The sequence below is a fragment of the Bradyrhizobium sp. USDA 4532 genome (assembly GCF_024171315.1).
GTDB lineage: Bacteria > Pseudomonadota > Alphaproteobacteria > Rhizobiales > Xanthobacteraceae > Bradyrhizobium > Bradyrhizobium australafricanum.
The window spans coordinates 5206167-5224066 of record NZ_JALJZN010000001.1 but is presented as its reverse complement, the minus strand read 5'-3'; the positions used below and the strand labels follow the sequence as shown (position 1 = coordinate 5224066).

Annotated in this window: 20 protein-coding genes; 8 read left to right on the top strand and 12 right to left on the bottom strand. The window is 64.6% G+C overall.

Features of this window, described 5'->3' with window-relative positions; translation table 11 throughout:
- Positions 1-54: 54 nt before the first annotated feature.
- Both J2R76_RS24045 and J2R76_RS24040 read right to left on the bottom strand, forming a co-directional pair.
- Positions 55-1653, bottom strand: a complete 1599-nt coding sequence (locus J2R76_RS24045; protein WP_253625065.1) for a DHA2 family efflux MFS transporter permease subunit — start codon at positions 1651-1653, stop codon at positions 55-57.
- Complete coding sequence (locus tag J2R76_RS24040; RefSeq protein ID WP_375166530.1) at positions 1653-2924, bottom strand: biotin/lipoyl-binding protein; 1272 nt, start codon at positions 2922-2924, stop codon at positions 1653-1655. Before J2R76_RS24040 ends, J2R76_RS24045 begins: the two co-directional genes overlap by 1 nt.
- Before the next feature lie 203 nt (positions 2925-3127).
- Between J2R76_RS24040 and J2R76_RS24035 the strand changes: the two genes are divergently transcribed.
- Positions 3128-3844 carry a TetR/AcrR family transcriptional regulator gene (locus J2R76_RS24035; protein WP_076832338.1) on the top strand — a complete coding sequence of 239 codons (717 nt, stop codon included), beginning with the start codon at positions 3128-3130 and terminating at the stop codon, positions 3842-3844.
- Between the two features lie 6 nt (positions 3845-3850).
- Here J2R76_RS24035 and J2R76_RS24030 read toward each other — a convergent pair whose 3' ends face one another.
- The 3 genes from J2R76_RS24030 to J2R76_RS24020 all read right to left on the bottom strand — a co-directional run bounded on the left by J2R76_RS24030 (position 3851) and on the right by J2R76_RS24020 (position 6687).
- Positions 3851-4567, bottom strand: a complete 717-nt coding sequence (locus J2R76_RS24030; protein WP_063790063.1) for a dihydrofolate reductase family protein — start codon at positions 4565-4567, stop codon at positions 3851-3853.
- A gap of 122 nt (positions 4568-4689) precedes the next feature.
- On the bottom strand, positions 4690-5664 hold the full coding sequence (locus tag J2R76_RS24025) for a magnesium transporter CorA family protein (protein WP_076832335.1): 975 nt from the start codon (positions 5662-5664) through the stop codon (positions 4690-4692).
- Between the two features lie 90 nt (positions 5665-5754).
- Positions 5755-6687: a transcriptional regulator GcvA gene (locus tag J2R76_RS24020; protein WP_076832333.1), complete on the bottom strand. Its 933-nt coding sequence runs from the start codon at positions 6685-6687 to the stop codon at positions 5755-5757.
- 243 nt (positions 6688-6930) lie between these two features.
- On the opposite strand from J2R76_RS24020, the gene J2R76_RS40690 reads away from it, so the two are divergent.
- From J2R76_RS40690 to J2R76_RS24010, 3 genes are all read left to right on the top strand, one after another.
- Complete coding sequence (locus J2R76_RS40690) at positions 6931-7056, top strand: hypothetical protein (protein WP_256521239.1); 126 nt, start codon at positions 6931-6933, stop codon at positions 7054-7056.
- 25 nt (positions 7057-7081) lie between these two features.
- Positions 7082-7771: a glutathione S-transferase family protein gene (locus J2R76_RS24015; protein ID WP_076832330.1), complete on the top strand. Its 690-nt coding sequence runs from the start codon at positions 7082-7084 to the stop codon at positions 7769-7771.
- A gap of 163 nt (positions 7772-7934) precedes the next feature.
- Positions 7935-8183, top strand: coding sequence for a hypothetical protein (locus tag J2R76_RS24010; protein WP_244558947.1), 249 nt, complete (start codon positions 7935-7937; stop codon positions 8181-8183).
- Here J2R76_RS24010 and J2R76_RS24005 read toward each other — a convergent pair whose 3' ends face one another.
- The 7 genes from J2R76_RS24005 to J2R76_RS23975 form a co-directional block, all read right to left on the bottom strand.
- Positions 8184-8996, bottom strand: coding sequence for a hypothetical protein (locus J2R76_RS24005; RefSeq protein WP_244558946.1), 813 nt, complete (start codon positions 8994-8996; stop codon positions 8184-8186).
- 25 nt (positions 8997-9021) lie between these two features.
- Positions 9022-10410: a hypothetical protein gene (locus J2R76_RS24000; protein ID WP_253625064.1), complete on the bottom strand. Its 1389-nt coding sequence runs from the start codon at positions 10408-10410 to the stop codon at positions 9022-9024.
- A 79-nt stretch (positions 10411-10489) separates the two neighbouring features.
- Positions 10490-11434 (bottom strand): DUF1259 domain-containing protein, encoded by a 945-nt coding sequence (locus J2R76_RS23995; protein ID WP_253625063.1) that lies wholly within the window; start codon positions 11432-11434, stop codon positions 10490-10492.
- Positions 11435-11478: 44 nt separating this feature from the next.
- The gene (locus tag J2R76_RS23990) at positions 11479-11784 is read right to left on the bottom strand and encodes a hypothetical protein (RefSeq protein WP_057016094.1); all 306 of its coding nucleotides are present in this window, start codon (positions 11782-11784) and stop codon (positions 11479-11481) included.
- A gap of 74 nt (positions 11785-11858) precedes the next feature.
- Positions 11859-12092, bottom strand: a complete 234-nt coding sequence (locus J2R76_RS23985; protein ID WP_057016095.1) for a hypothetical protein — start codon at positions 12090-12092, stop codon at positions 11859-11861.
- Between the two features lie 58 nt (positions 12093-12150).
- The gene (chrA, locus tag J2R76_RS23980) at positions 12151-13542 is read right to left on the bottom strand and encodes a chromate efflux transporter (protein WP_057016096.1); all 1392 of its coding nucleotides are present in this window, start codon (positions 13540-13542) and stop codon (positions 12151-12153) included.
- The gene (locus tag J2R76_RS23975; RefSeq protein ID WP_057016097.1) at positions 13539-14357 is read right to left on the bottom strand and encodes a sulfurtransferase/chromate resistance protein; all 819 of its coding nucleotides are present in this window, start codon (positions 14355-14357) and stop codon (positions 13539-13541) included. Before J2R76_RS23975 ends, chrA begins: the two co-directional genes overlap by 4 nt.
- A gap of 343 nt (positions 14358-14700) precedes the next feature.
- Here J2R76_RS23975 and J2R76_RS23970 point away from each other — a divergent pair, with 343 nt between their 5' ends.
- The 4 genes from J2R76_RS23970 (at position 14701) to J2R76_RS23955 (ending at position 17755) form a co-directional block, all read left to right on the top strand.
- Complete coding sequence (locus J2R76_RS23970) at positions 14701-15054, top strand: hypothetical protein (RefSeq protein WP_233475790.1); 354 nt, start codon at positions 14701-14703, stop codon at positions 15052-15054.
- 97 nt (positions 15055-15151) lie between these two features.
- Positions 15152-15430 (top strand): metal/formaldehyde-sensitive transcriptional repressor, encoded by a 279-nt coding sequence (locus tag J2R76_RS23965; protein WP_016847064.1) that lies wholly within the window; start codon positions 15152-15154, stop codon positions 15428-15430.
- A 5-nt stretch (positions 15431-15435) separates the two neighbouring features.
- On the top strand, positions 15436-16500 hold the full coding sequence (locus tag J2R76_RS23960) for a nickel/cobalt efflux transporter (protein ID WP_229191810.1): 1065 nt from the start codon (positions 15436-15438) through the stop codon (positions 16498-16500).
- Between the two features lie 166 nt (positions 16501-16666).
- On the top strand, positions 16667-17755 hold the full coding sequence (locus tag J2R76_RS23955; protein WP_253625062.1) for a Cj0069 family protein: 1089 nt from the start codon (positions 16667-16669) through the stop codon (positions 17753-17755).
- Positions 17756-17900: the final 145 nt, after the last annotated feature.

Below are 17900 nucleotides of genomic sequence, written 5' to 3'. Positions count from 1 at the left end.
CGCGGCCGCGCCACGCTTGCATTCTGCCGTAACGCATCCATGCCCGCGCCGGGATCAATGACCCATGGGGGCGGGGCCGCCGAGCTTGACCTTGCGCAAGGTCAGCGCCAGCGGGATCGCCGACAGCGAGATCAGCATCAGGACCCAGAACGCATCCATGTAGGACAGGAACGAGGCCTGGGTCTGCACCTGCTGTCCGATCCACTGGATCGCCTGACTGTGCGCCTGCGCCAGCGAACTGCCCTGGGCGACGAAGAAGTCGGTGACCTGGTGCAGCGTGTCCTGGTATTGCGGGCTCGACGGCGTCACCTGCTCGACCAGCCGGCTCTGGTGGAATTGCTGGCGATGCGTCAGCACGTTGGACACGATCGAGACGCCGATCGAGCCACCGGTGTTGCGCGCCGCGTTGATCAGCGCGGAGGCCTGGTCGGTCTTCCCAGCGGGAATGCCGTCATAGGACGCCGCCATGATCGGCACGAAGATCAGCGGCAGGCCGACGCCGATCAGCATGCGCGAGCGCGCCATGAACCAGAAGCCGAGATCGCCGTAGACGTTGGTCATGCTGTACATCGAGGCGGCGATCACCAGCGCGCCGGCAACGATCAGGTATTTCGGCTGCACCCTGGCGGCGAGCCGGCCGACCGCGAACATCATCATCATGGTGACGACGCCGCCGGGCGAGAGCACGAGGCCGGCCCAGGTCGCGGTGTAGCCGAAATCCTGCTGCACCAGTTGCGGCAAGAATTGCGTGGTGGCGAGCAGGATGGCGCCGGTTGCCAGCATCACCAGGAAGCAGGCGCCGAACTGCCGGGTTGCGACCATGCGCAGGTCGATCATCGGATTGCGCCGGGTCATCTCCCACGGGATCATCAGCACGAACGCCGCGGCGCAAATCGCTGCAAAGGCGATGATGAAGGGCGAGGCGAACCAGTCGTCCTCGAGGCCGCGGTCGAGCACTACCTCGAGCGCGCCGAGGAAGGTCGCGACCAGCCCGAAGCCGATGAAGTCGAACCTGTTGTCCTGGGGCTGCGCTCCCTTGGCTTTCGCGGTCGCGGGCTCCTGCAGCACGGTCGCGATCAGCGCGATCGCGAACACGCCGACCGGCGCGTTGATCAGGAAGCACCAGTGCCAGGAGAGGTTGTCGGACAGCCAGCCGCCGAGCGTCGGCCCGACCACCGGCGCCACCACGACGGCAATGCCGAACACCGCGAACGCCTGCCCGCGCTTGGCCGGCGGGAAGGCGTCGGCGAGAATCGATTGCGCAACCGGCACCATGCCGCCGCCGCCGAGACCCTGCAGGACACGGAACAGCAGCAGCGCGTTCAGATTGGGTGCAAAACCGCACAGGATCGAGCTGACCGTGAAGATGCCGAGGCAGATCAGGAAGAAGGTCTTGCGCCCGAGCGTGCGGGCGAGAAAGCCGGAGGCGGTCAGGATGATGGCGTTGGACACCAGATAGGTGGTGACCACCCAGGAGGCCTCGTCCTCGCTCACGCCCATGCCGCCGGCGATATAGGGCAGCGCGACGTTGGCGATGGTGGTGTCGAGCACCTCCATGAAGCTCGCGAGCGCGACCACGATGGCGATCAGCCAGGGATTGACGGTGACGCTCGGAGTCGAAAAGCCTTTGGCGTCGATGGCGGCGGCACTCATCACAGCCTCCCGAGGCTCGACTTCTCAAGGCGCTCGAACAGGGACGGCGCGGGATTGATCCGCACCGTCGGCACCACGGACATGCCCGGGCCGAGCGCGACGTCGGCCGGTGGGTTGTCCATCACGATCTTCACCGGCACGCGCTGCACGATCTTGACGTAGTTGCCGGTGGCGTTCTGCGCCGGCAGCAGCGAGAACGCGGTGCCGGAGCCCGGCTGCACGCTCTCGACATGGCCCTGGATGGTGCGTCCGGGATAGGCGTCGATCTTCATCGTCACCTTCTCGCCCGGCCGCATCTTGTCGAGCTGGATCTCCTTGAAGTTCGCGGTGACCCAGGTCTGGTCGGGCACGAACATCGTGAGGTTGGTGCCGGCCTGCGCGAACTGGCCGACCGCGGCCGACAGGCTGACGACGCGGCCCGGCTGGGCGGCGGTGACCGTCGTATAGGACAGATTGAGCTTGGCCTGGTCGCGTTGCGCCTCGGCCTGGGCGAGGTTGGCGACCGCGCTCTTGCGCTGCGCCTTCAGCGACTCGACCTGGCGCTGCGCGAGGTTGAGCGTCGCCTGCGCGCTCAACAGCGCAGCCTGCTGCTGATGCAGCTGCGAGGTGAACTGCTCGGAATTCTGCACGGTGCCGTAGCCGGATTGCTCCAGATGCTGGTAGCGCGTCGCCTGCTGCTGGGCGAACACCAGCGCCGCCTGCGCCTGGTCGACCTGCGCCTGGTTGGCAGCAATCTGCGCCTGCTGCACGTCGAGCTGCGCATCGACATTCTCGATGCTGGCGCGCGCGGCCGCGACCTGCGCCTCGGCCTGCGCCAGCGCGACGCGATAGTCGCGGTCGTCGAGCCGGGCGATCACGTCGCTGGCCGCGACATGCTGGTTGTCGGTGACCGGGACGGCGGTGATGTAGCCGGAGATCTTCGGCGCGAGCGCCGACTGCCGCGCGGCGATGAAGGCGTCGTCGGTGGATTCGAAATGCGCGCTGTAGTCCATGTAGAGATAGCCGCCGCCGATCGCTGCGGCGAGCAGCACGGCGCCGATCGCGGAGACGACCGGACGGCGGCGGAGAAAGCTGCGCCGTGTTGTCTTGCCGATGACCTCGGGCGGGATTGTTGCCGGCGGGGCGGGCTGCTTGCCCGCGGGATGCTCCTGCGCCGGAGCCCGCGCGGTGACCGCGGGCAGGTCAGGCTCATGGGAGGCCGGAGCCGAGGACGCCCCCTCGATACCCTCATGCCCCGGTTGGTCGCGCTCCAAAACAGTGTCTTCAAACATGATGGCGGCTCCTGCTGTCAGGCGAGGTCTGCAAGGCCTTCGCAAAAGGAACGGAACCGTTCCGTTCTATGCGGCAAATAGTCCCGCCGCGGTGCGCCGTCAATAGAAACGAAACTGTATCGTTCTATTTACAACCAGATGTGATAAGGCTATATTGCCTAATATTGCCGGCCTGACCGGCCCATCGAACCCGGGTCGATGCGATGACCACCAGCACCCTGAAGAAGCCGCGCGTACCGAAAACCAGGCCGGTCGAGGTGCGCGCCGGCCGGCCGCCGAAGGAACTCGCCGGCGAGGTTGATGCGCGGATTCTCGATGCCGCGCGCCAGGTCTTCCTGCAGCGCGGGTTCGAGGGCGCGAGCATCGACGAGATCGCGGAAGTCGCGCGCTCCGGCAAGCGGACGATTTATGCGCGCTTCCGCGACAAGCGGGCGCTGTTCACGGAAGTGGTGACGCGGGACATCCTAGCACGCATCGCCGAGTTCAAGGCCGATCCGCCGGTCGGCGCGACCATCGAGGAGCGCCTCACCAGCGTTGCCTCGACCCTGTTGCATTGGGGCTTCGATGCCGACCGGATCGGCCTGATGCGGCTCGCCATCGCGGAAGCGCACCGCTTCCCGGATCTCGCCGCCAACGTCAACCGCAGGGCGCGCGCGCTCAGCACCGAGCTCGGCATTCACCTGCTGCGCGACCTGACGCAATCCGACCAGCTCGGCAAGCTGCCGGCCTTCGCGCCCGAACACCTGCCGACCACGGCGCGGATGTTCCTCGACATCATCGCGGTGCCGATGCTGCTCCGGGCGCTGTTTGAGGTCGACCTGAAGGCGCTCGATCCCGAGATCGACGCCCATGTCGCGCGCGGCGTCGCGTTTTTCGTTGCTGCATGCCGGACCGGCTGGGTGGAGAATCCCAAGCCATAGGCGCGCTTAATCCGGCGCGCGCTCCACCGCGTGACGCAGCCAGACCATGCCGCCTTCCAGTGTCTCGCAATGAGTGAGCCGGAGCGATTGTCCGGCGCCGGGGCGGTCGCCGTCGGGGCCGTGATAGTCGACGATGCTTTGCGAGCCGGCGACGCCGTCGACCGCCGGAAAGATCAATGTGCTGAATTCGTCGATCAGCCCATGCTTGAGGAAGGCGCCGTTGATCCCGCCGCCGCCTTCGAGCAGCAGCGTCCTGGCGCCGAACAGCGACGCCAGCTGCGCCATCGCGCCCGGCAGATCGTCGCCCTTGGTGCCTGCAAAGATGTAGGACGCACCGTCCTCGCGCAGTTCGGCGAGATGCGCATCGGATACCTGTTCGCCGAGCACCGCGACGGCGTGATCGCCGCCGACATTGTCCTTGCCGAAATGCACGCGGCCCGACGGATCGATGCCGACAGCAAGCTTGCGGCCGTTGCGGTTGCCGAGATGCGCCTCGCGCGGCAGCCTCAGTGGGTTGGCGATATGCCGCTCGGCTCCCTTGGCCATCTCGTTCATGGTGACGCGGCCGATGATCCATCCATCGGCATCGAAGCCGTCATGGATCCGTTCGTAGTGGCCGCGCAGCACGTCGGCCGGGATGCCGGCGGCGGCCTTGGTGAAGCGGCTGGGATGAAGCCGGCCGTCGATCGACGTGCCCATGTGGCAGATGATGTGGGGGCGCATAGGCTGAACTCTTCGGTGGGGGATGACCGCGCCACAGGGGCGGGTGGGGCAGCTTCAGATTTATAGACGCGCAGGCAGGTTCTCAACGCGGATAACGCGGCGGCGTTTCAACTTCGCTTGTTTTAATCGAACCAGCCGTGCCGCTTGAACCAGAGCACCGGCAGGATGCCGCTGGCGATGATCGCGGCCCAGGCCAAGGGATAGCCGAAGGTCCAGCTCAGCTCCGGCATTTCCTTGAAATTCATACCCCAGACCCCGACCAGGATGGTCGGGGGAACGCCGACCACCGACACGATGGTCAGGATCTTGAACAGGTCGTTCTGCTGGATGTTGATGAAGCCGAGCACGGCGTCCAGCAGCAGCTGGATCTTATCCGACAGCCGGGTCTCGTAGTCGCCGAGCGAGGCGACGTCCTTGGTGACGGCCTCGAGCCGGCGCTTCGATGCCGACGTGATCCATTCATTGCCGACGTCATCGGCGAAGCCCGCGACCCGGCCGACGCCGAGCAGCACGTCGCGCGCCTTCGCCAGGCGATCGGCGAGCTCGCCGATGTTCTCCAGCGCCTCGCGCAACCTGCGGCTGGAGCGCACCGGACGCTTGCTCCGCACCAGGCCGCCCTTGAAGACGCCCCGCGACAGCCTGTCGGTCTTGGCGCCGAGATGCTCCAGCACGTCGGCGCCGCGATCGATCATGGCCTCGAGCAGCGCGGTGAACACGCACATGCCGTTTTGCAGGCTCTTGTCGGTGCCGATCCGCTTCATGACGTCGTCGAAGGTGGTCAGCTGCGCGAACCGCACCGTGACCAGCACCTTTGGGCCGATCACGAAGCCGATATTGGTGATCTCGGCTTCATTGTTGTCGTCGAGCCGCACCGCCGGCGAGCTCAGATAGAGCCGGTCATGATCGGTGATCAGTCGGCTCGACGCCTCGATCTCGCCCAACGATCGCTCGGACGGGACGCGGATGTCGAGCGCGTGCTCGACGAACTGCTTTTCGTCCTCCGTGGGATCGAGCAGATCGATCCAGATGACCTCGGGTGGCACTTCGGCGCCGATGCTCCGCCAATCGGAGGTCGCCGACCTGTACAGCTGCAGCAATGATCGGGCTCCATGCATGGTGGGTGGTGCGTCCCACGACAATCGCGAGGGCCGCAGGACCGTTCCCTGTATTTGGAAGCCTGCCGGCCCTCACTTCAATCGATGAGAGGTTCCGCCGAGCTTTCTAAGCCGGCGCAGGTCGCTTGCGGCCTCCGAGAGCAACCAATCGCGAAACGTCACGATCTTCGGCAGGCTTGCGGTCGCCTTCGGGCAGAGGATCCAGTAGGTCTTCGACAATGGCAGCGACTGCGGAAACGGCCGCGCCAGATGGCCGTTGATGAGGTCCCACGCCGCCAGCGTGGTGCGCGCGAGCGCAATGCCTTGCCCATTGATGGCGGCATCAATCACCATGCTGGCGCGATTGAGGACCGGGCCATGCGTGGCGGCAGCATCGTCAAGTCCCGCATCCTGAAGCCAGTTCTTCCAGTCGGCGCGACTGTCCATATGGATCAGCGGAAATTTCAGGATGTCAGCGGGGTTGTTGAGGCGTCGCTTGCCGGACAACAGCTTTGGGCTGCACACCGCAAATAGCCGCTCCGGGCTCAGCCGCACCGCGTCAAGCCCCGGCCAGTTGCCGTCGCCATGGCGCACCGCGAGATCCACTTCCTCGCGCGCGAAGTCGACGTGGTGCAGCGTGGCGGAGACGCGCAGGTCGATGCCGCTATGCGCCTCAACAAAGTGGCCGAGCCGGTGCACGAGCCATTTCGCGGCAAAGTCCGGTGACGTTGATACGGTCAGCACACCGGTATTCTGCCGCTGCAACAGCCGCTCGGTGCCGATGGCGATGCGGTCGAGCGCGTCGCGCACGACAGCGAGATAGTCGCGCCCGGCCTCGGTGATGATCAGGCGCTGGCGCTCGCGGTTAAACAGCTTTATCGCGAGCTCCGCTTCCAGCGCTTTCACTTGATGGCTGACCGCGCCCTGCGTGACGCAAAGCTCTTCGGCCGCGCGCGTAAAACTCTCATGGCGCGCGGCCGCCTCGAAGGCCTTCAGGGCATTGAGCGGCGGCAGGCGTGGGCGCATCGCACAACTTCATGAGAAAAATTAGGGCAGGCACGAGAAACGATGCTTTGCGGGAAACCGCCCCGCACTATTATTGAACAGCTCCAGCGAAGCATTTCAAGCGATTTGGAGCCTGTCGTGTCCGTCCTTTTAACCGATACATCTCGGTCGATCCCGCCGGTGCCCGCCGCCGACCCGGCCACACCACTTCATCAATTCAGCTCAGGAAGGTCGCCTGGCGCTCCGCGCCCCGTATGGTGGAGCTTGCTTGACCGGCCGTTTCAGCGCATCGCGCTTCGCGCGATTGCCGATGACCCGCATCTGCTTTGCGATCTCGGCTTGACGCGCGAGCAGGCGCTGCGCGAGGCCTCCAAGCCGTTCTGGCGCTGAGACCAAATCAGAAAGGAGAAAACGGATGTCCGATCCGATCGTCTACGGTTTCCCACGCAGCAGTTTTGTCAACATCGTCCGCTTGATCCTGACGCACAAGGACGTAGCTTACCAATTCCACGACCTTGAACCGGTCATGGGCAAGCCCGATCACCTGGCGCTGCACCCGTTCAACCGTGTCCCAATTCTGAAACACGGCGATCTCACCGTCTACGAGACGAGTGCGATTGTCGCTTATGTCGACGAAGCCTTTGGCGGCGTGTCGCTGACGCCGAAAGACATCAAGGCGCGGGCGCACATGAACCAGTGGATCAGCGCTGTTAACAACTATTACTACCCCTACATGATCTATCACGTGACGCATGAGCGTCTGGTTTTCCCGGAGCTCGGCATTGCCCCCGACGAGAAGGTCGTGGCACACGCGCTACCCAAGGTCGAGACCGGGCTTGCGGTGGCCGAGCGCCAGCTTGCGCACGGCAAGGATTTTTTGCTTGGGGGCGAGCTCTCGATTGCGGATTTCTATCTGCTGCCGAGCACGTTCGCCTTCAGCCTCACCGCCGAAGGGCAGTCGATGTATCCGAAATTCCCGGCATTCTGCCGCTGGCGGGAACGCATGGACAATCTGCCCGCAACGCAGAAAGTTCGCGCGGCCGTTGAGCGCGTTCCGATCGAACACGCGCGCAAATGGGCCACTTCGCACCGGCCGAAATATTGACCGTCACGGTTCGCGTGCAGAGCATCCGGTTCCGACCGCCACGTGCAGCCAAAAGCCCGGTTGTTTCCGAACAAAGGCGATGACGGAGCGTTAGTGCAGAGCAAGAGGAAGGGACAACACCATGAAAAATTCTACATCGGTTGCGTTCATCTCCGTAGTGGCAATGACCTTCGCATTCGCCGGAAGCGATGCAAGAGCGCAGTCCACGCCTGTCCAACAGGCCCAGCCGCCTCAGCAGTCGGAGCAAACCCGCGAGCAGGATCGCAGTCGCGCCGAGGACGTCAAGATCGGGCGCGACTGGAAGGCTCAAGGCGGCGAGAAGGACCACACCGGCCAGGCATCCACCCCCGACGAACATCAAACGGTCGGCCGCGACTGGCGCGCCCATCCAGAGAGCCGGGATCGCCAGTAGCTATCGAGGCGGAATTGGCTGCGCCTGGCGCATGGCGTGACCTTCGAAGAAGGAAAGCGGAAAGCCGAAGGTCAAACCCGCACGTATCTCGTTCACCGGATGGCCACCTGTGAGCGCATGCCGAACCGCGATGTCGAAGCTGAGGTCGTCGCGCACACGATAGATCAGCCCGACCAGCCCCGAGAACGTCTCCTCTTTGCCGAACTCGTTCTCGTAGAATATCTCGGCGACGGGGCGCACCGTCCACGTCATCGGCCCCTCGACGATGGCACCCACGAACACGTCGCCATGATGGTCGCGGGTGATGGCGGTCTCGGCATTCAAGTGAATGGTGCCCCAATCCCAGCGCTGCGAGACAATGCCGGCCAAGCTTACGCCAACGCCCGAATTGCCGGTACTGTCAGGAAGAAGAACGCCAAATTCGGTCGCAATGCTCGGACCGGTCTTGTCCTGCAGGCTACCGGGTACGACCACGTGTTTGAGGAACGCCCCGGCTGCGGTCAGGCTGGTTGGGCCGGACGGAGAAAGCGACGTTTGTCCCTGGCCTTCGAAGACGGCTTCCCAATCCTCGCTCAGACCGTAGTTGAGAACCCAGGCCGGCGCGATCAGGCTTGTTCCGCTCTCGTCGCGCAAACGTCCCGCCGGCTGCAGCTCGACCTCCATCTCCCCCTTCTTGGCAACGGCGGCATCGGTGCCATCGAAGGGGCGATAGGCCGAGGCGGGGGCAGACCACGCAGTCAGTCCCAAGGCGACCATGAAGCTCGGCGCAAGGCCCATCGAGCAGCTGCGAAAGCCCCGGCTACGTTTGCACATGCGCCGTCTCCCCACAAAGTCGATCTCAAGGCATTGGCTTGAACACCCAGATTGCCGCCGGTCCCGCGGGTCCCGCGCGGACCGCAACAAACAAACGATCCATCTCCGGCACAAAGAGCGACGTTCGCGCGCCCGTCGCTGTCGGCAAGCGTGCGATCAGTCGATAGGCCGCTCCATCAATCTCAAAAACGTCGACATATCCACCGCCGCAGCTCACATAGATGCGTCCGCGCTTTGCATCTACAAAGAGGTCGTCGGCATCGCCGCAAGTGCCGGTGGCCGCAATCGCCTTGCCGTCGGTCGAAAAGGCTGCAAGCTCGGCTGGGTTGCGATACGCCAGGAGAACGCGACTTCGTTCGTGATCGATGGCCATCGCGAAATTACCGCCCTTATCCAACGGCCAGCTGGTGAGTTGTTTCCCGGAAGCAACGTCCACCACCGCGACGGCTCGCGCGTCAGGCAGATTGACAAAGATGCGCCCACTATCGGGCTGAAGCTGGAAGCTTTCCGGATGTGCCCAAAGAGGTAGGCCCCGAACCTTGGTCCGGGTGGATGGGTCGACGACTGCCAGGCCACCATCGCCATAGCCGACGATGACGCGCTTGGCCGCCGCGTCGACCCGGATATTGTCGGCATCGCTGCCGAGTTCGATTCGCCCGGCCGCCTTGTACTCGTTGGCTTCGTACAGCTGCACCGATCCGTCGCGGGCGTTGGCGACGTAGAGGGTGTCGGTCGACGGCTCATAGCCGACGCCTTGGGGTTCGCTCAATCCGGTAATGGTTCGAAGCAAACTGCGCGCAGCCAGATCGACGACGCCGACGCTGTCATTGCCGAACTCGGCCACGAACAGTCGCTGCCGCTTCAGGTCGACCGCCAGGTGATCAATCCGACCGCGGACATCGCCGAGCAGGATCTTCGTTTCGAGCTGAAGGGGCGTCTTGTCTCCTGCCGGTTCAGTTGCCGCTGCCAGCGTCGGAATAAGGGCGTCGATGCGCCGGACGATCTGATCCCGGGCCGACTCATAATCATCGATACCCAAGGGAATGCCGGACCAGTAGGTCACGTCGGCCCGTCCGTGCCGCTCGGCGGGGATCTGATCGAACGCCACCACCTGGTCTGCCGCGGCCATGTCGTCGATGGTCAGCTGTTGCGGCGTGTTGGCCGCCTCCAGACCATCGAGTGCAAGGCCGTCCTGCACCTTGACCGGCACCGACCGATAAAGGTCGATGCCGCGTGAGACCGCCCTTATCCGCGATCCGCGCTCCTGGGCAGCCTTGTTGAAATAGGCCGCCGCCATCTGGCTGTTCACCACGCCGTGCAGGCAGACAAAGACAACGATCTTGCCATCGTCCGCCGGCGCCGGCCGAGCCGATGTCAGCGCGATCGCAAGCACCGTGGCGGCAATGCGCAGCATCACGTGGGCACTCTGAGCAGCGTGCGCCACATGGACATGACCGTGAGGCTTCGCATCGTTGATCCCTCCGAGACCAGGGTCAACTTTTTGTCGTGGCCGTCTTATCGAGCGCGGCACGCAGGCCCTTGGCGAGCTTGACGGCGTCGTCATTGGCCCAGAAATGCATGAAGAACAGGCGCGGCTGTTCGTCCAGCATGTGGCTGTGCAGCGCGGTGATGTCGATGCCGTGCGTCCGCAACGCCATGATGACGGGGTTGACCTCGTCATTTGTCAGCACGAAATCGCCGGTGATCGCCGCCTTGCCGCCGCCGGTCGGTTGGAAGTTGATGCCGATGGCGACGCCCATCGGGCCAACCGGGCTTAACGCCATGCCCTGTTCGGTGATCGGATCGCGACGGGGCACGTTGAACTGATAGACGCCGCCATTGGCCTGGCCCTTGACGCCGATGATCTGATCGAGCTGTGTAGTATCGAGATCGATGGCCGGCGGCGGCGCGGCCGGCGCCGCGGCCTTGAGCGGCGTCTTGCTTTCGGCGAGGCCATCCCGGATCGCGGCGGCGATCTTGACCGGGTCGCCGTGACCGGCGACGTGCATGTAGAAGGTGGCCGGGCTAGCGCCGAGCAAATGGTTGTGCACGGCCGTGATCTGCAGGCCGTTGCCGATCATCTTCAGCATGACGGGGTTGATTTCGGATTCGAGCAGCACCAGGTCGCCCATCGCCATGACGTCGTCGTGCATGGGTTTGAAGGCGACCCAACCGCCGAGCGCCAGCGCCGGCTTGATGGTGATGCCGTCGAGCGTCACCGTCAGATCGCTCCGCGGAAAGCCGTAGCGATGCACGTCACCGGTGACCGCGGGCTTTCTGCCCAGCATGTCGTCGACCTTCTGCCAATCGATCGCCTGCGCATGTGCCGACGAGACGAACGGCTCGGTGAACACCTGCCAGTCGATCTTTTGCGCGCTCCCGCCGGTGGCGAAGAGGCAGGCACCGACGCCGATCAGCGCCGAAATCGTATGTCGCATTGGATTGCTCCCTTGAACCTCTTTCGATGCTTCGGATCGTGGCTCTATTGCTTCGAGAGCCCGACAATGGTGCGGAACCCGGCGATGTTCTGCACCGCGATTTCGACGGGATCGCCGAAGCGGACGGCATTGAAGATCAGGCCGTCCTGGACCTTGAACGGTTCGGTCCGGTCCGGAGATAACCGGATGAGCAGCGTGTCGTTGCGTTCATCGACGCGATCGACGACGCCGCGCAGCGTCTCGCTCGCTTGCGGGTGGACCATCGCCGCTTGCATTGTAACGGCCGCGTCCTGCCGCTCATCGAGGGCGGCCGGCGCTGCCAGGGTTGCGCCCGGCCCCAGCACCGCCATGCACAGGGTCACAATTGCTCTCATCATGATTATCACTCCATCGATTAGTTGACGGCTTTCGCGCGCGCGGGCACTCAGTCCCGCTCCTTGACCTGGCCGCTGCTGTCGATCACGAGCCGCACCGGCTTGCCGTTCTTCATCGCCTTCGCCGTCGTGCCTTCGGCCGTCGACTTGACCTCGCTGATCTCGGCGTAGCCGGCGGCGCGAAGTTTTGCGACGAGTTCGTCCTGCGTCAGGGCATGGGCCGGCATGACCGCGCCCGCGATTGTCAGGACGAGAATCAAACGGGAGAGTCGTCGTGTCTGCATGGTTGTTCTCCTGGTTGTGTTGTGCTGCCCCAGGTTCTCAAGCTGCGCGCCGTTCCGCTCAGATGATGCCGACAAGGCGCAGCAGTACGCCCGTGATGCAGGAGGCGGCGAGGACGCTGAGCATCCCCGCATTGAAGCGGAAGATCGCGATCGCGGCGGCGATCGACAGCGCCAGCGCCGGCCAGTCGAGGCTGGCAGGCACCGGCGCGTCGAACGACAGGCCTAGCCCGTGCACCGGGAATGTTTGCCGAAACAGCGTGTGCAGCGCGAACCAGATCGACAGATTGAGGATCACGCCGACCACGGCGGCGGTGATCGCCGAAAGCGCGCCCGCCAGCGCCTTGTTGCCGCGCAGCGCCTCGATGTAGGGCGCCCCGACGAAGATCCACAGGAAGCACGGCGTGAACGTCACCCAGGTCGCGAGCAAGCCGCCGAGCGTGGCGGCCAACATCGGCGACAGCCCGCTTGCTTCGCGGAACGCGGCCATGAAGCCCACGAACTGCACCACCATGATCAGCGGTCCGGGCGTGGTCTCGGCCATGCCGAGTCCGTCCAGCATCTCGCGCGGGCTGACCCAGTGATAATAGTCGGCGGCCTGTTGCGCGACATAGGCGAGCACGGCGTAGGCGCCGCCGAACGTCACCATCGCCATCTTGCTGAAGAAGATCGCGATCTGGGTGAACACGTCGCCGGGCCCGAGCGCAATCAGCAGGGCGAACACCGGCATCAGCCAGAGCGCGAGCCAGATGGCGCCGACCCGCAAAGTGCGCGATGCGTTGGGACGGACATGGTCCGGCACCGCTTCACCGAGCATGCTGTCGATCACGGCGGAATTCTTGCCGCCATGCTCGATCGCCGCAAATTCGCTCCGGCCGAGACGTGCGCCCACCAACCCTGTGACCGCGGCGGCGCCGATGATCAGCGGAAACGGCACGGCGAAGAAGAAGATCGCGACAAAGGCGATCGCCGCGAGCGCGATCATCACCCGGTTGCGCAGCGCGCGCTTGCCGACCCGCACCACGGCCTGGATGACGATGGCGAGCACCGCGGCCTTCAGGCCGAAGAACAGCGCTTCGACAAACCCGACATTGCCATACGCCGCGTAGATATAGCTGAGGCCCATGATGGCGAAGATGCCGGGCAGGATGAACAGCCCGCCCGCCACGATGCCGCCGAGCGTCCGATGCAGCAGCCAGCCGATATAGGTCGCCAGCTGCTGCGCCTCCGGCCCCGGCAGCAGCATGCAGTAATTGAGGGCGTGCAGGAAACGCCCCTCGGATATCCAGTTCTTCTCTTCGACCAGGATGCGATGCATCACCGCGATCTGGCCGGCCGGTCCGCCAAAGCTCAGGATGGCGACGCGTATCCAGACCAGCAGCGCCTCGTTGAAGGAGATGCCGTGCGCGGGCTCATGCCCGCGCGCCTTCGCTGTCGTTGCGACGTCGGTCATGGCTTGACCTTGCTGGTCGGCCAGTTGTGCGTCTCCCTGGTCGCATCGCGGCACCATCGGTAGAAGGCGTCGTAGAGCAGCAGCCCGGCGCTCAACTGTTCGAGGTCGTCGTCGAACATGCGCGACAGGCCGAGCGAGGCGGCGAGCAGCCCGGGCGCCTCCGGCGAAAGCTCGAGCCGCGCGGTATCGGCCGCCCGCACCATCGTCGCGAGCCGCTCCAGCGCCGGCGTCGCGAGGCCGAATTCCTTGACCATCACGTCGAAGGTGCAGAGCTCGTCGCGATGGCTCCAGAACACGTTCTCGATGTCGAACGGCGTGGCGTCGAACCGTTCGGCGACCGCCTCGACCTCCGCCGATGTGACGAACAGGAACACGGCCGCGGGATCGACGAAGCGGCGGATCAGCCATGGACAGGCGATGCGGTCGATCTTCGGCCGCGATCGCGTCACCCAGGCGGTGCGGCCCCGCCCGTCGCGTTTCGGAATCTTGTCGGCGGGAACGGTCGGTAGCTCCGCTTCCCGCCAGCCGAGGTGGCCGCCCTCGAGAATCTCGGCCGCGATGTTGCTGCAGCGGAGCCAGGCGGCGGTGCCTTCCGAAAGCTTTTGTCCCTTCTGGCAGATCACGACCACGGACTGCCCGGTGAAACGGGAAGCCCAGTCCTGGACGTCGAGATGGGAGTAGCGGACCGCGCCCGGAATCAAGCGCGGATCGGCGGCGAAGTCTTCATCGAGACGAACGTCGACAAGCGTCGGCGCCTTCGCCGTACCGATGAGACGGGACAATTTTTCTGATGAGATCGATGTGTATGACGACATGGTGCGCCCTTGGTGACAGGACGCGATTCTTGGGCATGTCGCCTCGCGGGGAGATCGCACATCCCCGTAGCGGCATCAAAAACCCTGATCTCCGGGCTGTCAACCTGACTTTGCCAAATCCCGCAGCAATCGCCGATCGACAGTCACGAAAACTTCATCGCGCAGCATGGAACGAACATCCGTGGGCTCGCGCCGATGGCTCACCTCTCCATCTCCGGCGAGTTGCGAATAGGAACATACAATTCGCTGCCGAGTTGCGCGGTGGCAGGGACCAACTCAGGTAGATGCCGACACCGCGAACGTGTCGCGCTCCCGCCTGCATTCATTGGAGCAATGCCGATTGATGGACAGTCATTGTTGGCATGCGACGCCTGTTGCCCTCGTTATGCTGCTCATCACAACAACCGGCGGCGCTCTCGCCCACGATCACCAGCACCCCGAATTGAACGGTTGGTATGAGGGCTTGCATAGCAGCAAGGGTCCCTGCTGCGATGGCACGGATGCGCAGCACATCGACGACGTCGACTGGGAAACCAGGAACGGCCATTATCGGGTGCGCATCGATGGCGAGTGGGTTGACGTACCCAACGAAGCCGTCGTGCCAGGGCCGAACCTGTCCGGCCGACCCATCGTGTGGCCCTATTACATAGACGGTCATCCGAAGGCGCGCTGCTTCATGCCTGGCAGCATGGGCTGACGCCCGCCGCTGACATCCCGCCGCCATGTCTCGATGCGCGCCCCGGTTGGCCGACAGCATGGTTGACCAATATAGGATACCCCCCTATATTACTGTCATGTCGCATACCATCAAGCACAAGTCCAAGCTCGTCGGCCGGGTTCGCCGCATCAAGGGCCAGCTGGAGGCCGTCGAGCGCGCACTGGAGTCCGAGATTGGTTGTGCCGACGTGCTGATGCTGGTGGCCTCGGTCCGCGGCGCCATCAACGGGCTAACCGCGGAATTGCTCGAGGATCACATCCGCCACCACGTCGTGGATCCTGCCCGGGAAAAGGATCCGGAGAAGGCGCAGGGCGCCGCGGACCTGATCGACGTCGTTCGTACCTATTTGAAGTGAACGCCATGACCGACCTGTCTCAGCTGCTCCAGCAGAGCAGTGCCCATGCATGGCTGTTCGTGCCCAGTGCGATCCTGCTCGGCGCGTTGCACGGGCTCGAGCCCGGCCACTCCAAGACGATGATGGCGGCCTTCATCATCGCGATCCGCGGCACGGTGGTGCAGGCGGCGCTGCTCGGCGTGGCGGCGACGATCTCGCACACCGCCATCGTCTGGCTGGTCGCGCTCGCCGGGCTTCACTTCGGCCAGCAATGGTCCGGAGAACGCAGCGAAGCCTGGCTGCAACTGGCCTCGGCGGTGATCATCATCGCGATCGCGGCCTGGATGGCCTGGCGCACCTGGCGCGAGCAGGCTGCCGAACACGATCATCACCATCATCACGACGAAACGCGCCAGCTGGTCCTGGCCGGACAATCGCTGTCGCTCGAGGTCTTCGAGGACGGCGTGCCGCCGCGCTGGCGGTTGCGAAGCGAGGCCGGAGCGCTGCCGGCGGCCGGCGACGTTGACGTCGTGACGATCCGCCCCGACGGCAGCGAGCAACGCTTTCGCTTCGCCGACAGGGACGGCTATCTGGAAAGCATAGACGAAATTCCGGAGCCGCATGCCTTCAAGGCGCGCGTCTCGGTGCGCGCGGACATGGTGGAAGTCCTGTTCGAGGAGCATGACCATGCGCACATGAATCTCGGCGACGAGGACGACGCGCATGCGCGCGCGCACGCCGCCGACATCCGCAAGCGCTTTGCCGGACGCACCGTCACGACATGGCAGATTATCCTGTTCGGCCTGACCGGCGGGCTGATTCCGTGTCCGGCGGCGATCACCGTGCTGCTGCTCTGTCTCCAGCTCAAGCAGTTCAGCCTCGGCTTCGTGCTGGTGCTTTGCTTCGGCATCGGGCTTGCGCTCACCATGGTCTCTGCCGGTGTTGCGGCCGCGCTCAGCCTGCGTCATGTCGAACGTCATTGGGCCGGTTTCAGCCGCTTTGCCCATCGCGCCCCCTACGTGTCGGCCGCGCTGATCGTGCTCGTCGGCCTCTACACGGGCTGGCTCGGGTTGCACGGGATCACGGCCTGATCCGGGATCACGGCGTGATCCGGGATCGTGGCCTGATCCGCTTCGCCCCACTTCCATCTTGAAACCTGCGCGCGGTGGTCTAGATTTGCCCCAAGGGGACAAGGCAGACTCCCCGTGAGACCTCGGTCCAAGCTCTGCGCGACACTCACCGTCGTGGAGCTTTCACATGGACACCCAACCACACACACGTCTTCGTTCCGAAAATCGTCGTTGCAAAATCGCTATCCTGTCGCGTGGCGACGCCGCGTCCCGCCGGGAGGCGGCCCCACAAAACAGCCGTTTCGTCCGCGTCTTCGAAGCGCTCGCCGCTTCGGGCATCGCGGCCGTTCCCGTCGTCTATGACGAGACATTCGCCGATGCCGTTCGCGACCAATTGCTGACGATGGACGGCGTTCTGGTCTGGGTCGATCCGATCCATCAGGGCAAGACGCGCGCCGCCCTCGATCCGCTGCTGCGCGAGGTCGCGGCGGCGGGACCATGGGTCAGCGCGCATCCCGACGTCATCCTCAAGATGGGCGTCAAGGACGTGCTGTACCGGACGCGACACCTCGGCTGGGGCGCCGACACCCATCGATACGCGACGGTCGATGCGTTCCGCGCCGAATTTCCCTCGCGCTTGCGCGCGGGTGGTCCGCGCGTGCTCAAACAGAACCGCGGTAATGGCGGGCAGGGCGTCTGGAAGGTGGAAACCGTGCCAAAGACCGACGCGACGATTCGCGTGCTGCATGCGCTGCGCGGCAGCCAGCCGGAGGAGATGCCGCTGGCAGACTTCATGGCGCGCTGCGAGCAATATTTCGGCTGGGGCGGCTGCATCATCGATCAGGCTTTCCAGCCGCGCCTGCCCGAGGGCATGATCCGTTGCTATGTCAGCGCAGCGAAGGTCGCAGGCTTCGGGCACCAATTGATCAAGGCCCTGATCCCGCCGCCCCCGCAAGGCCCGGATTCTCCGGAAGCCCAACCCGGACCGCGCATCATGCACGGCCCCGATGCGCCGCAATTCCAGGCACTGCGAAGGTTGATGGAGGACGAATGGATCCCGCAAATGATGGCCGCGCTGACGATCGATGAGACGTCGCTGCCGGTGATCTGGGATGCCGATTTCCTCTACGGTCCACGCGATGCTGATGGCGCCGACACCTACGTGCTCTGCGAGATCAACGCGAGCTCGTGCTTCGCGATCCCCGACGAAGCGCCGGCGGCGATCGCGCAGACGGTCAGGGATCGCATCGGTCGGAACATGGCGAGCGTGAGGTGAGCACGCCCTGCAGGCTTCCTCTTTCTACTCATTGCTCGGGGCCCATGGGTGCGATCGGCACCCGGCTTTCCCTGCGCCCTCCGTTCAAGAGAGGGCGGAGCAAAAGACAAAGCTCGGACAAATCATGTCGCGAGAACGCGGAAGT

What these genes read in the sequence shown, in the direction of transcription:
- chrA (WP_057016096.1), bottom strand. Translation starts at nt 13,542, where the DNA reads ATGACCGACGTCGCAACGACAGCGAAGGCGCGCGGGCATGAGCCCGCG.
- J2R76_RS23970 (WP_233475790.1), top strand. Translation starts at nt 14,701, where the DNA reads ATGGACAGTCATTGTTGGCATGCGACGCCTGTTGCCCTCGTTATGCTG.
- J2R76_RS23995 (WP_253625063.1), bottom strand. Translation starts at nt 11,434, where the DNA reads ATGCGACATACGATTTCGGCGCTGATCGGCGTCGGTGCCTGCCTCTTC.
- J2R76_RS23990 (WP_057016094.1), bottom strand. Translation starts at nt 11,784, where the DNA reads ATGGCGGTGCTGGGGCCGGGCGCAACCCTGGCAGCGCCGGCCGCCCTC.
- J2R76_RS24045 (WP_253625065.1), bottom strand. Translation starts at nt 1,653, where the DNA reads ATGAGTGCCGCCGCCATCGACGCCAAAGGCTTTTCGACTCCGAGCGTC.
- J2R76_RS24020 (WP_076832333.1), bottom strand. Translation starts at nt 6,687, where the DNA reads ATGCGCCCACGCCTGCCGCCGCTCAATGCCCTGAAGGCCTTCGAGGCG.
- J2R76_RS23975 (WP_057016097.1), bottom strand. Translation starts at nt 14,357, where the DNA reads ATGTCGTCATACACATCGATCTCATCAGAAAAATTGTCCCGTCTCATC.
- J2R76_RS24015 (WP_076832330.1), top strand. Translation starts at nt 7,082, where the DNA reads ATGTCCGATCCGATCGTCTACGGTTTCCCACGCAGCAGTTTTGTCAAC.
- J2R76_RS23965 (WP_016847064.1), top strand. Translation starts at nt 15,152, where the DNA reads ATGTCGCATACCATCAAGCACAAGTCCAAGCTCGTCGGCCGGGTTCGC.
- J2R76_RS24005 (WP_244558946.1), bottom strand. Translation starts at nt 8,996, where the DNA reads ATGTGCAAACGTAGCCGGGGCTTTCGCAGCTGCTCGATGGGCCTTGCG.
- J2R76_RS24035 (WP_076832338.1), top strand. Translation starts at nt 3,128, where the DNA reads ATGACCACCAGCACCCTGAAGAAGCCGCGCGTACCGAAAACCAGGCCG.
- J2R76_RS23955 (WP_253625062.1), top strand. Translation starts at nt 16,667, where the DNA reads ATGGACACCCAACCACACACACGTCTTCGTTCCGAAAATCGTCGTTGC.
- J2R76_RS23985 (WP_057016095.1), bottom strand. Translation starts at nt 12,092, where the DNA reads ATGCAGACACGACGACTCTCCCGTTTGATTCTCGTCCTGACAATCGCG.
- J2R76_RS23960 (WP_229191810.1), top strand. Translation starts at nt 15,436, where the DNA reads ATGACCGACCTGTCTCAGCTGCTCCAGCAGAGCAGTGCCCATGCATGG.
- J2R76_RS24040 (WP_375166530.1), bottom strand. Translation starts at nt 2,924, where the DNA reads ATGTTTGAAGACACTGTTTTGGAGCGCGACCAACCGGGGCATGAGGGT.
- J2R76_RS24000 (WP_253625064.1), bottom strand. Translation starts at nt 10,410, where the DNA reads ATGCTGCGCATTGCCGCCACGGTGCTTGCGATCGCGCTGACATCGGCT.
- J2R76_RS24030 (WP_063790063.1), bottom strand. Translation starts at nt 4,567, where the DNA reads ATGCGCCCCCACATCATCTGCCACATGGGCACGTCGATCGACGGCCGG.
- J2R76_RS24010 (WP_244558947.1), top strand. Translation starts at nt 7,935, where the DNA reads ATGACCTTCGCATTCGCCGGAAGCGATGCAAGAGCGCAGTCCACGCCT.